Here is a 15,413-nt window from a genome sequence, read left to right as displayed (position 1 = left end):
GGGCATGCCGTACGAGGTCCAAGGCGTCGTTTCCCGCGCCAAGGGTGAACCGGTCTCGCTGGAGTCCGTGACGGTGCCCGACCCCGGGCCCGGCGAGGCCGTCGTCTCGGTCAAGGCGTGCGGTGTCTGCCACACCGACCTGCACTACCGCGAGGGCGGGATCAACGACGAGTTCCCGTTCCTGCTCGGCCACGAGGCCGCGGGTTTCGTGGAGGCCGTCGGCGACGGCGTCACCGGCCTCGAACCGGGCGACTACGTGATCCTGAACTGGCGCGCGGTCTGCGGCACCTGCCGGGCCTGCCGCCGGGGCAAGCCCTGGTACTGCTTCTCGACGTTCAACGCCGCCCGGCCGATGACGCTGGCCGACGGCACCGCCCTGTCGCCGGCGCTCGGTGTCGGGGCCTTCCTCGAGAAGACACTGGTCCACAGTGGACAATGCACGAAGGTCGACCCCGCCGCCGAACCGGCCGTCGCCGGGCTGCTCGGTTGCGGGGTGATGGCCGGTCTCGGCGCGGCGCTGAACACCGGCGCGGTGAGCCGCGGTGATTCCGTCGCGGTCATCGGCTGCGGCGGCGTCGGTGACGCCGCGATCGCCGGGGCGGACCTGGCCGGCGCGAAGACCATCGTCGCCGTCGACACCGACGACCGGAAACTCGCCTGGGCCAAGGACTTCGGCGCCACGCACACGCTGAACAGCAAGGACTTGAGCGAAGACCAGGTCGTCGAGGCGATCCGGGAGTTCACCGATTCGTTCGGCGCGGACGTCGTGATCGACGCGGTCGGCAGGCCCGAAACGTGGCGGCAGGCGTTCTACGGCCGCGATCTGGCGGGCACGGTCGTGCTCGTCGGCGTCCCGACCCCGGACATGCGGCTGGATCTGCCGCTGATCGACTTCTTCTCGCGCGGCGGCTCGCTCAAGTCGTCGTGGTACGGCGATTGCCTGCCCTCACGCGATTTCCCGATGCTGATCGACCTCTATCTCCAGGGCAGGCTCCCGCTCGACAAGTTCGTCACCGAACGGATCGCCCTCGACGGCGTCGAGCAGGCCTTCGAGCGGATGCACCGCGGCGACGTACTCCGCAGCGTGGTGACGTGGTGAAACTCTTCACCGACGCCGATTTCCCGGCCGATCCGTACCCGGGCGCGCGGCCGGGGCATTCGTTCGTCCACTTCGACGGCGTCGGGCACAGCCTCGACACCGCGCCGGAGGGCTGGCGCGAACGCCAGGCCGTGCTCGCGTACGGCTCGAACGCGTGCCCGTCCAAGATCACCTGGCTGCGGGAGAACATGGGCCTGACCGGTCCGGTCGTCGTCTGTCACGCGCGCTGCACCGACCTCGCCGCGGTCTGGGCGTCCGGCCGGCGGTTCCGGGACGGGCAGCGGCCCGCGACGCTCGCCGCCGCGCCGGGTGTCGTCGAGGAGCACTCCGTCTGGTTCGCGACGCCGGAACAGCTCGCCGTCCTCGATCGCTGCGAGGGCAAAGGACAGCGCTACAACCTGGTGCGCTTGACCTCCCCTGCCATCACCCTCGACGACGGCACGGTGCTCGACGACGTCGTGGCGTACGTCGGCGCCGCGGACATCCGGCTGCCGATCCTGGTGGACGGCAGGCATATCCGCGTCGCCGACCTCGAACAGCGCCGGGCCGCGGCACTGGACGGGATCCCCGCCGAAACGCACGGTCTGGACTGCACGCTGGTCGAGGCCGGGACGCTGCTCAGGCAGTCTGCCGGTGAACCCGCGTCCGCGATCGACGTCGGCAGGGCGGGATCTGGGCTTCCAGCTCACGAAGGTGCCGAAGGCGCCCTGCCACCGCGATAGCGGGGCCTTCGGCCGGGCGGGTTCACGCGTCGAGTCACTTTCCTTGAGGGGTAAGGCAAACGTGGCGTGTCCGACGCCTCTACGACGAGCGTTCTCTCGAAGCCGGCGCTCGGTGCTGATGTCGCGAAAGCCACTTTCGGGACACCAGACGTCGCGAAAGTGGCTTTCGCGACACGCCACCTTGACCTTCCCCTCAACCGAAAGTCCTCGGCTCCGCCGACAGGCTCAGAGAAGCTTCCCGGGATTGAGGATCCCGGCCGGGTCGACGGCCTTCTTCGCCGCTCGCAACACGTCGATGCCGAGCGAACCGATCTCCGCCGCCAGGTAGCGAGCGTGGTCGACGCCGACGGCGTGGTGATGCGAGATCGTGCCGATCCCGGTGATCGCTTCCGACGCCGCCGCCTTGGCCCGTTGCCATTGGCCGACCGGGTCGGCCTCGTCGCGGGCGGTGAGCACGGTGAAGTACAGCGACGCGCCGGTTTCGTAGGCGTGCGAAACGTGGCACATGATGATGGCGTTGCCGAGCGTCGCGGTGAGCGCGGCACGGACGGCGTCGCGCAGGTCGCTCAGTTCCGCCCAGTACGCGGCGGTTTCGAGTGTTTCGACGCAGACACCGTTGTCCATCAGGGCATCCCGTTGCCGAGGGCCGGAGAACCGGCCGCGGCGCCAGGATTCGCCGAGCGCGGCCCCGATCCGGACGGCGCCGAACCGCCCCAGGACGCGGGTGGTCTCCTGACGGCGCCGACTGACCTCGTGCTTCGACGCGCCCTCCCAGCCGACGATCAGCAGGCAGGGTGCGTGCACTCCGCGTGCCTTGAGGTACCGGCGGAGCGCCTTGGTCTTCAGACTGTCGTTGAGCGCCAGGGAAACCTCGCTCTCGTCCACATCGGACAGCCGGGTGACGTCCGCCAGGACGTGCCGCTGGGCGAGTTCGCGGACCGCGTCGGCACCCTGCTCCCAGCCGTCCAGGACATAGCCCTCGTAACGGCGCACTTCCGGCACCGGGCGGACGCGGAGGGCGACCTCGGTGATCACGCCGAGCGCGCCTTCGCTGCCGACGGCCAGCTGCCGCAGGTCGGGTCCCGCGGCCGACGCCGGCGCGACACCCAGTTTCCATTCGCCGCGCGGAGTCGCGAGCCGGACACCCGTGACCATGTCCTCGAACCGGCCGTAACCCGACGAGGCCTGCCCGGCGGACCGAGTGGCGGCGAACCCGCCGATGGTGGCGCGTTCGTAGGACTGGGGCACGTGCCCGAGGGTGAAGCCGTGCGCGGCGAGCAACCGGTCCGCCTCCGGGCCGGTGACGCCCGCCTGGAGGACCGCGATCCGGGAGACCGGGTCGACGGAGACCAGTTCGCCGAGCCTGGTGAGGTCGAGCGCGATCACCGCGCTCTTGTCCCCGCGCAGCGCCGAAACCCCGCCGACCACCGACGTCCCGCCGCCGAACGGGACGACGCCGACGTCGTGCCGTGCACAGATTTCCAGTACCGACTGGACTTCGGCGGGATTCTCCGGCAGGACGACGGCGTCCGGCACCGGAAAATCACCGAACCCGCGCCGCCGCACCAGGTCCAGATAGGACAGACCGCTGGCCCGCGCGAGCCGTTCCCCCGGCGCCAGCAAAACTCGGCCGGCGCCGACGAGGTCCTCGAGGTCTCGTTTCGGCTGTTCTCGCAGCGCCGATTCGGGAACGGACAGCGCCGAATCGGGCGCGAGGGGCGCCGCGGAGCCCAGTGGACCGATACGCTGGACGAGCCACCGCAAGGCCTTCGCCGGAAGGTGGGCCGCGTCACCGCCTTCGGGCGTCCAGGATCGTCTTAACCGGTGGTCAATAAGCTCGGTCACGACTACAGTGTTACATATGGACGTAAAACGTCACTCACCTGCGGAAACAGGCGTTTCGGCGCTGGCGGACACCCGATCCCGTCAGGCCTCCACGCGTGTGTCCGACGACGTTCTGCTCGACGCCGCGAAGAAGTGCGTGCTCGCCGTCGGCGTGAGGCGGACCACCCTCGCCGAGATCGCCCGTACCGCGAAGGTCAGCCGGATGACGGTCTACCGGCGGTTCCCGGACGTGCGCAGCGTGCTCGCGACCCTCATGACCCGCGAGTTCGGCGGACTGCTTCAGGGCGCCGCCGAGCCGGAGGTCGAGCCCGCCAACTTCCGCGAGAAGCTCGTGCAGAGTTCGGCCGCCGCCGTCGCCGCGCTGTCGGGTGACCCGTTGTTCCGCACCCTGCTGGACCTCGACTCCGAACTGGTCCTGCCCTACATCGTCGAGCGGCTGGGCAAGACCCAGCGCTTCGCCGAAGGCGTGATCCTGCACCTGCTGAAGTCGGGCCAAGAAGACGGCTCGATCCGCAAGGGCGACCTGCCCTCGCAGGCGCGCACCCTGCTGCTGCTCATCCAGTCCTTCGCCTTCTCCTACCGCCCCGCCACCGCGGACGTGAACGAGAAGGAGCTGATGGCGGAGTTCGCCCACGTGCTCGACGCGGCGTTGCGGCCGTGACGCCGGGCTCGCTCAACGCTCTGCGGCGCGACCGGGAACTCACGGCGCTGGCCGGCGGCGAGCGGGTCGATCTGGTGGTGGTCGGCGGTGGTGTCACCGGCGCGGGGATCGCACTGGACGCGGCCGCGCGCGGGCTCTCGGTGGCCCTGATCGAGGCGTACGACCTGGCGTACGGGACGTCGCGCTGGTCCAGCAAGCTCGTTCACGGCGGCCTCCGGTACCTGGCCAAGGGCGATCTGGCGCTGGCGCACGAAAGCGCCGTCGAGCGCGGGATACTGATGACCCGCACCGCCCCGCATCTCACCAGGGCGATCCCGCAGCTGTTCCCGATGTACCGCGAGACGTCCCGCGGCCAGCAGGCGTTCATCATGACCGGCCTCGTCGCCGGTGACGGCCTCCGCCGGGCGGCCGGGACCCCGGCATCGGTGCTGCCGCGGCCGAGGTCGATCCCGGCCGCGGAGGCGCTGGCGCTCGCACCCGGCCTGTCCCCGAAAGGCCTGCGCGGCGCGCTGCTGGCCTACGACGGCGCGCTGACCGACGACGCGCGCCTCGTCGTGAACCTGGCCCGCACGGCGGCGTCACGCGGCGCGAAGATCCTGACGAAGGTCGAGGCGCTCCGGCTCGACGCGGAGTCGGTGCTGGCCAGGGACCGGCTCACCGGGCAGGAGATCGAGATCCGCGCCCGTCAGGTGATCAACGCGACCGGCGTCTGGGCGGGCGAACTGGCGGAATCGGTACGGCTGCGGCCTTCCCGCGGTTCGCATCTCATCCTGGCTTCGGGCGCGGCACCGATCGGCGCGACGTCGGTCAACGTGCCCGTCCCCGGTGAGAACAACCGCTTCGTCTTCCTGCTGCCGCAACCGGACGGCCGGGTGTTCGTCGGGGTCACCGACGAACCGACCGACGGGCCGGTCCCCCGGGTGCCGTCCGTGCCGGAGTCCGATGTGGATTTCCTGCTGGAAGTGGCGTCGACGGCGTTCACCCGCCCGCTGACGCGGGCCGACGTCGCGGGTTCGTTCGCCGGGCTGCGGCCTTTGGTCGAGGGCGGCGGGCGCAGCGCGGACCTCTCGCGCAAGCACGCGGTGGTGACCGGCGCCGACGGCGTGCTCACCGTCGTGGGCGGCAAGCTGACGACGTACCGGAAGATGGCCGAGGACGCCGTCGACGCGGCACTGAACCGGTCCGGGCTTCTCGCCGGGCCGTCGACCACGTCCCGGCTCCCGCTGCTCGGCGCGACACCGCGCGATCGTCTCTCCACTGTGGACGCTCCACCTCGGCTCGTCGCGAAGTACGGCACCGAAGCTCCCCGGGTCGCGGCGCTCGGCGAGGTCGATCCGGAACTGGGCCTGCCCCTGTTCGACGGGACCGAGATCAGCGCGGCGGAAGTCGTCTGGGCCGTGCGGCACGAGGGCGCTCTCGACGTCGAGGACGTCTTGGAACGCCGCACCCGGCTCGGCCTGGTCACCCCGGACGCCGAGGCCGCCCGCGGCCGCGTCCGGGAACTTGTCGACAAATCCCTCGCCGGCCTCGCCTGACCCTTCGCAATTAGTCACCTACTTGCGGTGAAGCGCGCCCTCAACTTGACGAGTCGTTGGGTTTTTGCAACAGTATGTTCCATGAGCCCGGTCAGACGCGGCAAAGAGCTGCCGATCTACAACCGGCTACCCGTGCTCCGGGCGGAGCGCGGACTGAGCAGGGCCGCCCTCGCGGCGGCCGTCGAGGTCAACCCGCAGACCATCGGCGCGCTCGAACGGGGGGACCACTACCCGAGCCTGGACCTGGCGTTCCGCATCTGCGCGGTGTTCGACCTCCCGGTCGAGGCCGTGTTCAGCCGTGAACCATTCACGCCGCTGTCCACTCAGGTCTACCGGGAGGGGGGAACATGAGCGAGGAGCGAGGACGTCTCGCGGCGTACTGGGAGCGCCAGCAGGAACGGCTGGAGAAAGTGGAACGCAAACGGGCGCTGAGGCTGCCGACCTGGCGCACGAGGAAGCGGCGGCGGACGTTGAGCGTGCTGGTGCTGGCAGGCGATCTGATCCTGATCGTCGGGGCCGCCATGTTCCATCGGCAACCGGAACCGGTCTTCGCCGTGTGCTGGTTCGGTGGTGCGGTGATCGCCGGCGGCGCCCATTACCTGCTGCGGATCCTCACCGGCAAGATGAGCGGCGGGTTCTCGCTCCGGCTCGACGAACGCGAGCGGGAATGGCGCCACCGTGTCACCTTCGTCAGCTACCAGGTCCTGGTCGGGCTGATGATGATCGCGGTGCTCTACGGCCTGGTCATCTCCAGCACGGAGGACGGCGGTGCACGTGGCGCGATGATGGCCTGCGCGCTGCTGGTCACCGGTACCACGCTCTCGGGCGTCATCCTCGGCTGGTCGCTGCCGGACGACGACCCTGAAGACTTCGAAGAGGTGAGCCCCACGTGACCGTCACCAGGACGCGATCGGACCGCCGCCGCCTCGCCATCGCGGCCGTGATCGGCCACCTGGTCGTGATCGCCGGCGCCGCGCTGCTCCGCGAGCCCACGCTGTGGTTCGCCGTCGGCATGATGGGCCCGGGGCTGTGTCTCTGCGTCGGCGCCGCGGCGGTGCTGCGCAAGGCCGTCGGCAGACCCGGCTCCGCGGCGAAGGACCTCGACGAGCGCGAACTGCTGCTGCGCGACCGCGCGCACTACGCCGCGTTCCAAGGGATGTGCGCGCTCATGCTGGTGGATCTCGTGTACGGGCTCTACGCGGCAGGGCAACCGGACTCCGGTTCCCTGCTTTCTTCGATGACAGCGGCGTTGTTCGTCTTCGGGACGTCGCTTCCGGCACTTTGGCTCGCGTGGCGGCTGCCGGACGACGACCCCGAAGACTTCGAGGGGGTGACTCCGGCATGACCGGGGACAAGAAGCGGTACAAGGTGTCCATCGGCGTGGTCGCCGTCGTGCTGGTGGCGGGTGGGGTCCTCGCCGGCGCGGGCCGGGCGGTCCTGGTCTACCGGGCCACCTCGGTGATGAGCAACGTCGAGCTGGACGGGCTGATCCAGCGGAACCGCACGGTTTCCGGCGTCCATCGGGGATTCACGGCGCTGGTGCGGTATTTCGAAGAGGGGAAGTGGAAATGAGCGAGGGGAAGCTGGAGATCGACCGGATCTCCAAGAGGTACGGCGCGAAGGTCGCGCTCGACGAGGTGAGCTTCGAGGTCCAGCCCGGTGAGCTGTTCGGGTTCGTCGGCAGCAACGGCGCCGGCAAGACCACCACGATGCGGATCGTGCTCGGGGTGCTCGCGGCCGACTCCGGCCAGGTGCGCTTCGACGGCGCCCCGATCACCCACGAGACCCGCACCCACATCGGGTACATGCCGGAAGAACGCGGGCTGTACCCGAAGATGAAGGTGCTGGAGCAGCTGGTCTATCTCGCCGAACTGCACGGGATGTCGACCAACGACGCCCACCGCAGCGCCGAGAACTGGATCGCCCGCCTCGGGCTGACCGAACGGCGCAAGGACGAGGTCCAGAAGCTGAGCCTCGGCAATCAGCAGCGCGTGCAGCTCGCCGCGGCGCTGGTGCACGATCCGAAGGTGCTGGTGCTGGACGAGCCGTTCTCCGGTCTCGACCCGCTGGCCGTGGACGTGATGAGCGGCGTGCTGCGCGAGAAGGCCGCGACCGGCGTGCCGGTGGTGTTCTCGAGTCACCAGCTGGACCTGGTCGAGCGGCTGTGCGACCGGGTCGGCATCATCCGAAGTGGACGGATGGTCGCATCCGGTACCGTCGCGGAGCTGACCGCCGGTGCGGGGAACGGTCTCGTCGTCACCGCGCCCGCCGCCGCGCCCGGCTGGGCTTCGTCCGTTCCCGGTGTCCGGACGGTCGAACAGAACGGCCCGACGACGATCCTCGAACTCGAGACGGGCGCCGACGATCAGGCCGTGCTCGCCGCGGCGCTGGCGACCGGCCCGGTCACCGAGTTCACCAAACGCAGGCGTTCGCTGACCGAGCTTTTCCGCGACGCGGTCGCCGAGAAGCCGGCGGCACAGGGAGTTTCCGCATGAACACCGTATCTTCGTGGCGCGCGGTCTGGCTCATCGCCAAACGCGAGCTGAACACCCGGCTGCGCACCAGGTCCTTCGTGGTCGGCACCGCCGTGCTGCTGGTCATGCTGATGGGGTACGTCCTGCTGCAGTCCACGTTGATCAGCAACGAGGACAAGAGCAAGGTCGGGCTCACCGGCCAGACCGCCGGGATCGCGCAGCAGCTCAAGACCGCGGGCGAGGCGATCGGCGAGAAGATCGAAACCGTCACCGTCGCCGATCCGGCGCAAGGCCGGACGCAGGTCGAGAACGGCGATCTCGACGCGTTGCTGTCCGGCAACGCCACCGAGCTGAAGGTGCTCGTCAAGTCCGAATTGGACACGAAGCTGCGTTCCCTGCTGAACGGCGTGTCCCAGCAGGAAGTGCTGAACGGCATCCTTTCCGAGGCCCAGAAGTCGCCGGACGAGGTGATGCGCACGGTCCACCAGACCCAGGTCGAGGTCGACTCGATCAAACCGCCGGACCCGGAGAAGTCGCAGCGGATGGTGATCGGGCTGATCGTGGCGGTGCTGCTGTACATGAGCATCGTGACCTACGGGACGCTGGTCGCGCAGGGCGTGGTCGAGGAGAAGTCCAGCCGCGTGGTGGAGATCCTGCTGTCCACGGTCCGGCCGTGGCATCTGTTGCTGGGCAAGGTGATCGGGCTCGGCCTGGTCGGGCTGACGCAGCTGGTGATCATCGGCGGCGCCGGGTTGATCGTCGCGTCGGCGACCAACGTGCTGACGCTGTCCGGGGTCGCGACGAGCGCGCTGCTGTGGGGTGTGGTCTGGTATCTGCTCGGGTTCCTGCTGTACGCCACCGTCTACGGCGCCATGGGTTCGCTGGTCTCCCGGCAGGAGGACACCCAGTCCGTGATCGGCCCGGTCAACATCGTGCTGATCCTCGGCTTCGTCGTCGGGTTCAATCTGTTGACGCAGGCGCCGGACGGCACGGGGACGAAGGTGCTCTCCCTGGTTCCGTTGCTTTCCCCGGTCCTGATGCCCGCGCGGATCGCGGCCGGAACCGTCGAGACGTGGGAGATCGCGCTGTCGCTGGGCCTGACCGTGGGCGCCATCGCCCTGTTCACCTGGCTGGGCGCGCGGATCTACCAGAACAGCGTCCTGCGGGTCGGCAGCCGGATCAAGCTCTCGGAAGCCCTTCGCCGCGGCTGACCGCTTCGCGCGTGAAGGCCCCCTTCCCTCGGCTGAGCCGAGGGAAGGGGGCCTTCACGCGCGTTCAGGAACCTTTGATGGCGCCGTAGCGCTCCAGGGCGACTTGGCGTTCGTGGGCATGGTCGACCATGGGCGCCGGGTAGTCCTTGACGTCCTTCGGTTTGTGCACGGCTTTGCCTTGCACGGAGCGGAGTTCGGGAACGTAGCGGCGGACGTAGTCGCCCGAGGGATCGAACTTCTCCCCCTGCGTGGTCGGGTTGAAGATCCGGAAGTACGGCGCGGCGTCGGTGCCGCTGCCCGCGACCCACTGCCAGTTCAGCTGGTTCGAGGCGAGGTCGCCGTCCACCAGATGTTTCATGAAATGCCGCGCGCCGAGCCACCACGGCAGATGCAGGTCCTTGACCAGGAAACTCGCGACGATCATCCGGACGCGGTTGTGCATCCAGCCCTCGGCGAGCAGCTGCCGCATCCCCGCGTCGACGATGGGGAATCCGGTGCGCCCCTCGCACCACCGCCGGAAAGCCTCGTCGTCGCTCTCGTGTTCCATGGCGTCGAAGCGGGAATCGTAGTTCTTCCGCGCGGTTTCGGGACGGTGCCAGAGGACGTCGGCGTGGAACTCGCGCCAGGCGAACTCGCCGCGCAACGCCTTGGCGCCGTTTCCCTCGTTCCCGGCGAGATCGGCCAGCAGGGTGCGCGGGTGGACGCAACCCCAGCGCAGGTACGGCGAAAGCCTTGTCGTACCGGGGCGATCCGGCCGGTCACGGTCCTCGTCGTAGGTCTCGAGGCCGTCGTCCAAAAACTCGTGCCAGCGTTCCAGCGCCGCTTTCTCACCGGGCTCAGGCAGTTCCATTCCCTTGAGCGACGGGGACTTCGGGAGCTTGACGGATCGCGGCGGCTCCACCCAGTCCACTATGGACTTACCGGTGTCCGCGGGCCGCGGCCAGCCGTGGCGCACCCACGCGCGGTAGAACGGGGTGAACACGCGATAAGGATCGCCGTCGGGTTTGGTGACACGGCCCGGCGTTATCGCGTACGACGAACCTGTCTCCACCCACGCGATGTCGTGCTCCGCCAACGCCTTCTCGACCTCGTCGTCGCGGCGGCGGCCGTACGGGCCGGTGTCCGCGCTGACGTGCACCGCCGCGGCGCCGATCTCGCGCGCGGCCTTGACGACCTGCTCGGCCGGGTCGCCCTTGACGAGCATCAGCCGTCCGCCGAGCTGATCGTCCAGCGCCTTCAGGCAGCCGTGCAGGAACGCGACGCGCGGGGCTCCGGAGGGCTTGAGGAGCGCGTCGTCGAGGACGTACAGCGCGAGGACGTGCTTGCTGTGCTTCGAGGCCTCCAGCAGGGCGGCGTGGTCTCCGAGCCGGAGGTCGCGACGGAACCACAGCACTACGGGGGCTTCTCTGGTCACTCTCGGAACCCTAAACGCCCTCGCCTCCCCCTGCATGCCCGGATGCGATGAAGGACGCTTTCATAGCAAATTTTGCTATGAAAGCGTCCTTCATCGCACTTGAGAGAGGGGGATCAGCGCTCCGAGATGGGCGCGTAGTCCCGCGACGCGTAGCCGGTGTAGATCTGCCGCGGGCGGCCGATCTTGGTGGCCGGGTCCTGGATCATCTCGCGCCAGTGCGCGATCCAGCCCGGCAGGCGGCCGAGCGCGAACAGCACGGTGAAGTACTTGGTCGGGAAGCCGAGCGCCCGGTAGATCAGACCGGTGTAGAAGTCGACGTTCGGGTACAGCTTCCGCTCGATGAAGTAGTCGTCCGAGAGCGCGGTCTCTTCGAGCTTCTTCGCGATGTCGAGCAGCTGGTCGCCGCCCTTGAGCTTGGAGAGGATCTCGTCCGCGGTGTTCTTGATGATCTTCGCGCGCGGGTCGTAGTTCTTGTAGACCCGGTGCCCGAAGCCCATCAGGCGGACACCCTTTTCCTTGTTCTTCACGCGGGTGACGAAGTTCGCGACGTCGCCGCCCTCGGCCTGGATGCCCTCGAGCATGTCCAGGACCGCGCTGTTGGCGCCACCGTGCAGCGGGCCGAAGAGCGCGTTGATACCGGCCGAGATCGAGGCGAACAGGTTCGCCTCGGAGGAACCGACGAGGCGCACGGTCGAGGTCGAGCAGTTCTGCTCGTGGTCGGCGTGCAGGATGAACAGCAGGTCGAGCGCCTTGGCGACGTCCGGGTCGACCTCGTAGGGCTCGGCCGGGAAGCCGAAGGTCATCCGCAGGAAGTTCTCGACGAGGCCGAGCGAGTTGTCCGGGTACAGCAGCGGCTGGCCGACGGACTTCTTGTACGCGTACGCGGCCAGGGTCGGGACCTTGGCCAGCAGGCGGATGGTGGACAGCTCCACGTTCGCTTCGTCGAACGGGTTGAGCGAGTCCTGGTAGAAGGTCGACAGCGCGGATACGGCGCTGGAGAGCACCGGCATCGGGTGCGCGTCGCGCGGGAAGCCGCTGAAGAAGGCCTTGAGGTCCTCGTGCAGCAGGGTGTGCCGCTGGATCTTCCCGGTGAACTCCTCCAGCTGAGCCTGAGTCGGCAGCTCGCCGTAGATGAGCAGGTACGAGACCTCGATGAAGGTCGACTTCTCGGCCAGCTGCTCGATCGGGTACCCGCGGTAGCGCAGGATGCCGGCGTCACCGTCGATGTAGGTGATGGCCGAGGACGCGGCGCCGGTGTTCACGAACCCCGGGTCGTGGGTGATGTACCCGGTCGTCGCCAGCAGCTTCCCCAGCTCGATGCCAGGCGCGCCCTCGACCGGGTGGATCACCTTGAACTCGTGCTCGCCGTTGGGCAGGCGCAGCGTCGCGGTCTCGCCGGACTGCCCCGCAGCCGTCGTCGCGTCGGACATGTAAGTCCCTCTCACGTTCAGCACGGGCCGGCGGCGCCTGTAGGTTCCACAGGTACGCCCTCTTTCACGCGCGTGACCCACGGCCTCGCTGCACACCGCCCCGCTGGGGTATGAATTCCCCTCTACGCTAGTCGAGAATGGGGTCAACGCGCAGCGGGTGAGTTGCTCACAACAGCCCCTTTGGGACCAGGTTCACACGGCGGATGCCATATCGCCCGCCGTCGGCGGTTCCGCCCCGCTCCGCGAGACGGTGATCGACGCCGCTTTCGCCGCGAATTCGAGCGCCGTACGCCAGCCGGCGGCGTCGAGAGTGGACAAGTCGCGCACCCCGTTCGAGTACAGCCACGCCAGCAGGGCACCCTGCACGGTGTCGCCGGCGCCGATGGTGTCGACGACCTCGACCCGGCGTGACGGGACCTGCGCGATTTCGCCCGCTCGTGTGATGACGGACAACCCCTGCGCGCCCCTGGTGAGCACGACCGCATCGACCCCGCAAGAGGTCCAGACCTTTGCCGCGTCGACCGGGTCGGCGCCCTCGGCGAGCCATTCCGTGTCGTCGTCGGAGATCTTGAGCAGGCGGACATGCGGCAGCCAGGACTCGAACCTCGCCCGGTAGGCCGCCGGATCGGTGATCAGCGCCGCACGGATGTTCGGATCGAGCACGGTCAGGACGCCGCGGGCGGATTCGCGGCGCAACACGGTTTCGTACGTGCTCGCGCCCGGTTCCAGGACCATGCCGAGGGTGCCGAGCGAGAGCGCCGTCACATTCTCCGGCAGCGGGCCGGGATCGGCGACCAGCCGGTCCGCGGTGCCCTCGGTGTAGAAGGTGTACCGCGCGGACCCCTTCTCATCGAGCGCGACCACCGCGAGTGTCGTCGGCTCGTTTCCCCGCTGCAGCAAGGTGGTGTCGACACCGGAGGCGTGCAGCCGGTCCACCAGCGCGACCCCGAAGCGGTCGTTCGAGACGCGGGAGAGGAAGCCCGCCGGGACGCCGAGCCGCCCGGCGGCGAGCGCGACGTTGTAGGGACCACCACCCATCCGGGGCAGCAGCGCGTGCAACCCACCGTCCACAGTGGAATCCAACGGGGCACCGGGAACGAGGTCGACCAGCGCCTCTCCACCTACGACGATCACGGGCGCGATGCTAGCCGAGACGGTGGTGAGACCACCAGAATTGTCATTTCAGGACATTTTGGGCTCAAGGCCGCCGAGTAGCACTTCCGACAAAGCGGTGAACGCTTCGGCGTCGGTCACCCCGGTGCGCTGACCGATGACACCGGTCTGGATTCCCTCGATGATCAGTCCCGCCATTTCCGCGATCAGCCGCGCGTGCACCTCACGGAAAACACCGTCGGTGACGCCGCGATCGATGAACGACCGGATCCGGGTGGCCGCGACACGGCTGTTGAGCTGATACGCGTCCCGCGCCGGCGCGAATTCGGCGATGTCGGTCATGAAAGCGGCCGAAGCGCGATTCAGGTACTCGGAGATCCCGGCGAGGTACTCCCCGAGGATCTTGCGGGCGTCGTCGATCCCGTCGATCCGCTCCTCCAGCAACTCGGCGGCACCCTTGAAAAAGTGGGTGACGACCTTGACCGCGAGCTGCTCCTTGCTGGGCGCCAGCGCGTAGAGGGTCGACTTCGAGCAGTGGAGCCTGGCGGCCAGGTCGTCCAGCGTGAACTGGGAGAACCCTTCGGCGAGGAAGACCGCTTCGAGTTCCGAGAGCAGCGCTCTCTGACGCGCGGTGGGCTGGCGGCGCGAGGTCATCGGATCACTATCCCCTACGCGAACGGTATCCCCCCAGCGCCGTCTACTGTACGCTGAATCAGCCCACAGTACTGTTTTTAGTACAGCTCAGCTCGGAGGAGCCATGCCGGCGGACCGTCTGCTGCCCAGCACCGAGGCCCAGGATCTGATCGACCTGGCCAAGGAGATCGCGCGCGAGGAGCTCGCCCCGATCGCGAGCAAGTACGAGGAGACCGCGCAGTTCCCGCGCGAGCAGTTCCGGTTGCTGGGCCAGGCGGGGTTGCTCGGCCTGCCGTACTCGGAACGCTGGGGCGGCGGCGAGCTGCCGTACGAGGTGTATCTGCAGGTTCTGGAGGAGATCGCGGCCGCGTGGATGTCGGTCGGCGTCGGGCTCTCCGTGCACACCATGTCCTGCTTCGCGCTGGCGCACCACGGCACCGACGAGCAGCGCGACCGCTGGCTGCCCTCGATGCTGGAAGGCGGCTTGCTGGGCGCGTACGCACTCTCGGAGACCCACGCCGGCTCGGACGCGGCCGCCCTCTCGACCCGCGCACGGCTCGACGGCGACCAGTACGTCGTGAACGGCACGAAGGCGTGGATCACCCATGCGGGTGAGGCCGACTTCTACACGACCATGGTGCGCACCAGCGACGACGGCGGTCAGGGCATCTCCTGCCTGCTCGTCGACGCGGCGACGCCGGGCCTGTCGGCCGCGCCGCCCGAGCGGAAGATGGGCCTCACCGGGTCGACCACGGCGCAGCTGATGTTCGAAGACGCCGCCGTCGACGCCGACCGGCGGATCGGCGAGGAGGGCCAGGGGCTAAAGATCGCGCTGTCGTCGCTCAGCTCCGGACGGCTGGGCATCGCCGCTTGCGCCGTCGGGCTCGCGCAGGCCGCGCTGGATGAGGCGCTCGAGTACGCGAAGGGCCGCACGCAGTTCGGGCGGCCGATCATCGAGTTCCAGGGGCTGGAGTTCCTGCTGGCCGACATGGCCGCGACCGTCGAGACGTCTCGCGCGATGTACCTCGACGCCGCCCGGCGCCGCGACCGCGGGCTGCCGTTCCAGCGGCAGGCGTCGATCGCGAAGCTCGTCGCGACCGACGGCGCGATGAAGGTGACCACCGACGCCGTACAGGTCCTCGGTGGCGCCGGGTACACGAAGGACTTCCCAGTGGAGCGGTACATGCGGGAGGCGAAGGTGCCGCAGATCTTCGAGGGCACGAACCAGATCCAGCGCATGGTGATCGCGCGAGAACTCCGGAAAGGCTGACACTCC

16 protein-coding genes are annotated in these 15,413 nt (G+C 68.9%); 11 read left to right on the top strand and 5 right to left on the bottom strand.

What is annotated here, in order from left to right; translation table 11 throughout:
* Positions 1-4 precede the first annotated feature (4 nt).
* Positions 5-1,099: an S-(hydroxymethyl)mycothiol dehydrogenase gene (locus CVV72_RS33890; RefSeq protein ID WP_219148043.1), complete on the top strand. Its 1,095-nt coding sequence runs from the start codon at positions 5-7 to the stop codon at positions 1,097-1,099.
* Positions 1,093-1,821, top strand: coding sequence for a gamma-glutamylcyclotransferase (locus CVV72_RS33885; protein WP_370641837.1), 729 nt, complete (start codon positions 1,093-1,095; stop codon positions 1,819-1,821). Before CVV72_RS33890 ends, CVV72_RS33885 begins: the two co-directional genes overlap by 7 nt.
* Positions 1,822-2,046: 225 nt before the next feature.
* Here the strand turns inward: CVV72_RS33885 and CVV72_RS33880 are convergent, their stop codons facing one another.
* Complete coding sequence (locus CVV72_RS33880) at positions 2,047-3,666, bottom strand: FAD-binding oxidoreductase (protein ID WP_219148041.1); 1,620 nt, start codon at positions 3,664-3,666, stop codon at positions 2,047-2,049.
* A 97-nt stretch (positions 3,667-3,763) separates the two neighbouring features.
* Here CVV72_RS33880 and CVV72_RS33875 point away from each other — a divergent pair, with 97 nt between their 5' ends.
* The 8 genes from CVV72_RS33875 (at position 3,764) to CVV72_RS33840 (ending at position 9,547) form a co-directional block, all read left to right on the top strand.
* Positions 3,764-4,327, top strand: coding sequence for a TetR/AcrR family transcriptional regulator (locus tag CVV72_RS33875; protein ID WP_219154300.1), 564 nt, complete (start codon positions 3,764-3,766; stop codon positions 4,325-4,327).
* Complete coding sequence (locus CVV72_RS33870; RefSeq protein WP_219148039.1) at positions 4,324-5,862, top strand: glycerol-3-phosphate dehydrogenase/oxidase; 1,539 nt, start codon at positions 4,324-4,326, stop codon at positions 5,860-5,862. The genes CVV72_RS33875 and CVV72_RS33870 overlap by 4 nt, the downstream gene beginning before the upstream one ends.
* Positions 5,863-5,943: 81 nt before the next feature.
* Positions 5,944-6,213, top strand: coding sequence for a helix-turn-helix transcriptional regulator (locus CVV72_RS33865; RefSeq protein ID WP_034308595.1), 270 nt, complete (start codon positions 5,944-5,946; stop codon positions 6,211-6,213).
* Positions 6,210-6,755, top strand: coding sequence for a hypothetical protein (locus CVV72_RS33860; protein ID WP_219148037.1), 546 nt, complete (start codon positions 6,210-6,212; stop codon positions 6,753-6,755). Before CVV72_RS33865 ends, CVV72_RS33860 begins: the two co-directional genes overlap by 4 nt.
* Positions 6,752-7,207, top strand: a complete 456-nt coding sequence (locus CVV72_RS33855; protein WP_219148035.1) for a hypothetical protein — start codon at positions 6,752-6,754, stop codon at positions 7,205-7,207. The genes CVV72_RS33860 and CVV72_RS33855 overlap by 4 nt, the downstream gene beginning before the upstream one ends.
* Positions 7,204-7,434 carry a hypothetical protein gene (locus CVV72_RS33850; RefSeq protein ID WP_034308586.1) on the top strand — a complete coding sequence of 77 codons (231 nt, stop codon included), beginning with the start codon at positions 7,204-7,206 and terminating at the stop codon, positions 7,432-7,434. Before CVV72_RS33855 ends, CVV72_RS33850 begins: the two co-directional genes overlap by 4 nt.
* Complete coding sequence (locus tag CVV72_RS33845) at positions 7,431-8,357, top strand: ABC transporter ATP-binding protein (protein ID WP_219148033.1); 927 nt, start codon at positions 7,431-7,433, stop codon at positions 8,355-8,357. The genes CVV72_RS33850 and CVV72_RS33845 overlap by 4 nt, the downstream gene beginning before the upstream one ends.
* On the top strand, positions 8,354-9,547 hold the full coding sequence (locus CVV72_RS33840; RefSeq protein WP_219148031.1) for an ABC transporter permease: 1,194 nt from the start codon (positions 8,354-8,356) through the stop codon (positions 9,545-9,547). Before CVV72_RS33845 ends, CVV72_RS33840 begins: the two co-directional genes overlap by 4 nt.
* Positions 9,548-9,611: 64 nt before the next feature.
* On the opposite strand, the gene CVV72_RS33835 is transcribed toward CVV72_RS33840, so the two are convergent.
* The 4 genes from CVV72_RS33835 to CVV72_RS33820 form a co-directional block, all read right to left on the bottom strand.
* Entirely contained in the window at positions 9,612-10,961 is a 1,350-nt protein-coding gene (locus CVV72_RS33835; protein WP_219148029.1) for a deoxyribodipyrimidine photo-lyase, read from the bottom strand.
* A gap of 113 nt (positions 10,962-11,074) precedes the next feature.
* Positions 11,075-12,391, bottom strand: coding sequence for a citrate synthase (locus CVV72_RS33830; RefSeq protein WP_091598543.1), 1,317 nt, complete (start codon positions 12,389-12,391; stop codon positions 11,075-11,077).
* A 192-nt stretch (positions 12,392-12,583) separates the two neighbouring features.
* Complete coding sequence (locus tag CVV72_RS33825) at positions 12,584-13,525, bottom strand: carbohydrate kinase (RefSeq protein WP_219148027.1); 942 nt, start codon at positions 13,523-13,525, stop codon at positions 12,584-12,586.
* A 48-nt stretch (positions 13,526-13,573) separates the two neighbouring features.
* The gene (locus tag CVV72_RS33820; protein ID WP_219148025.1) at positions 13,574-14,158 is read right to left on the bottom strand and encodes a TetR/AcrR family transcriptional regulator; all 585 of its coding nucleotides are present in this window, start codon (positions 14,156-14,158) and stop codon (positions 13,574-13,576) included.
* Between the two features lie 103 nt (positions 14,159-14,261).
* On the opposite strand from CVV72_RS33820, the gene CVV72_RS33815 reads away from it, so the two are divergent.
* Entirely contained in the window at positions 14,262-15,407 is a 1,146-nt protein-coding gene (locus tag CVV72_RS33815) for an acyl-CoA dehydrogenase family protein (protein ID WP_219148023.1), read from the top strand.
* Positions 15,408-15,413: the final 6 nt, after the last annotated feature.

Source organism: Amycolatopsis sp. TNS106 (assembly GCF_019330265.1).
Classification (GTDB): domain Bacteria; phylum Actinomycetota; class Actinomycetes; order Mycobacteriales; family Pseudonocardiaceae; genus Amycolatopsis; species Amycolatopsis lurida.
Note: the sequence above shows the minus strand (reverse complement) of the source record. Positions and strands in the feature narration are given on the sequence as shown.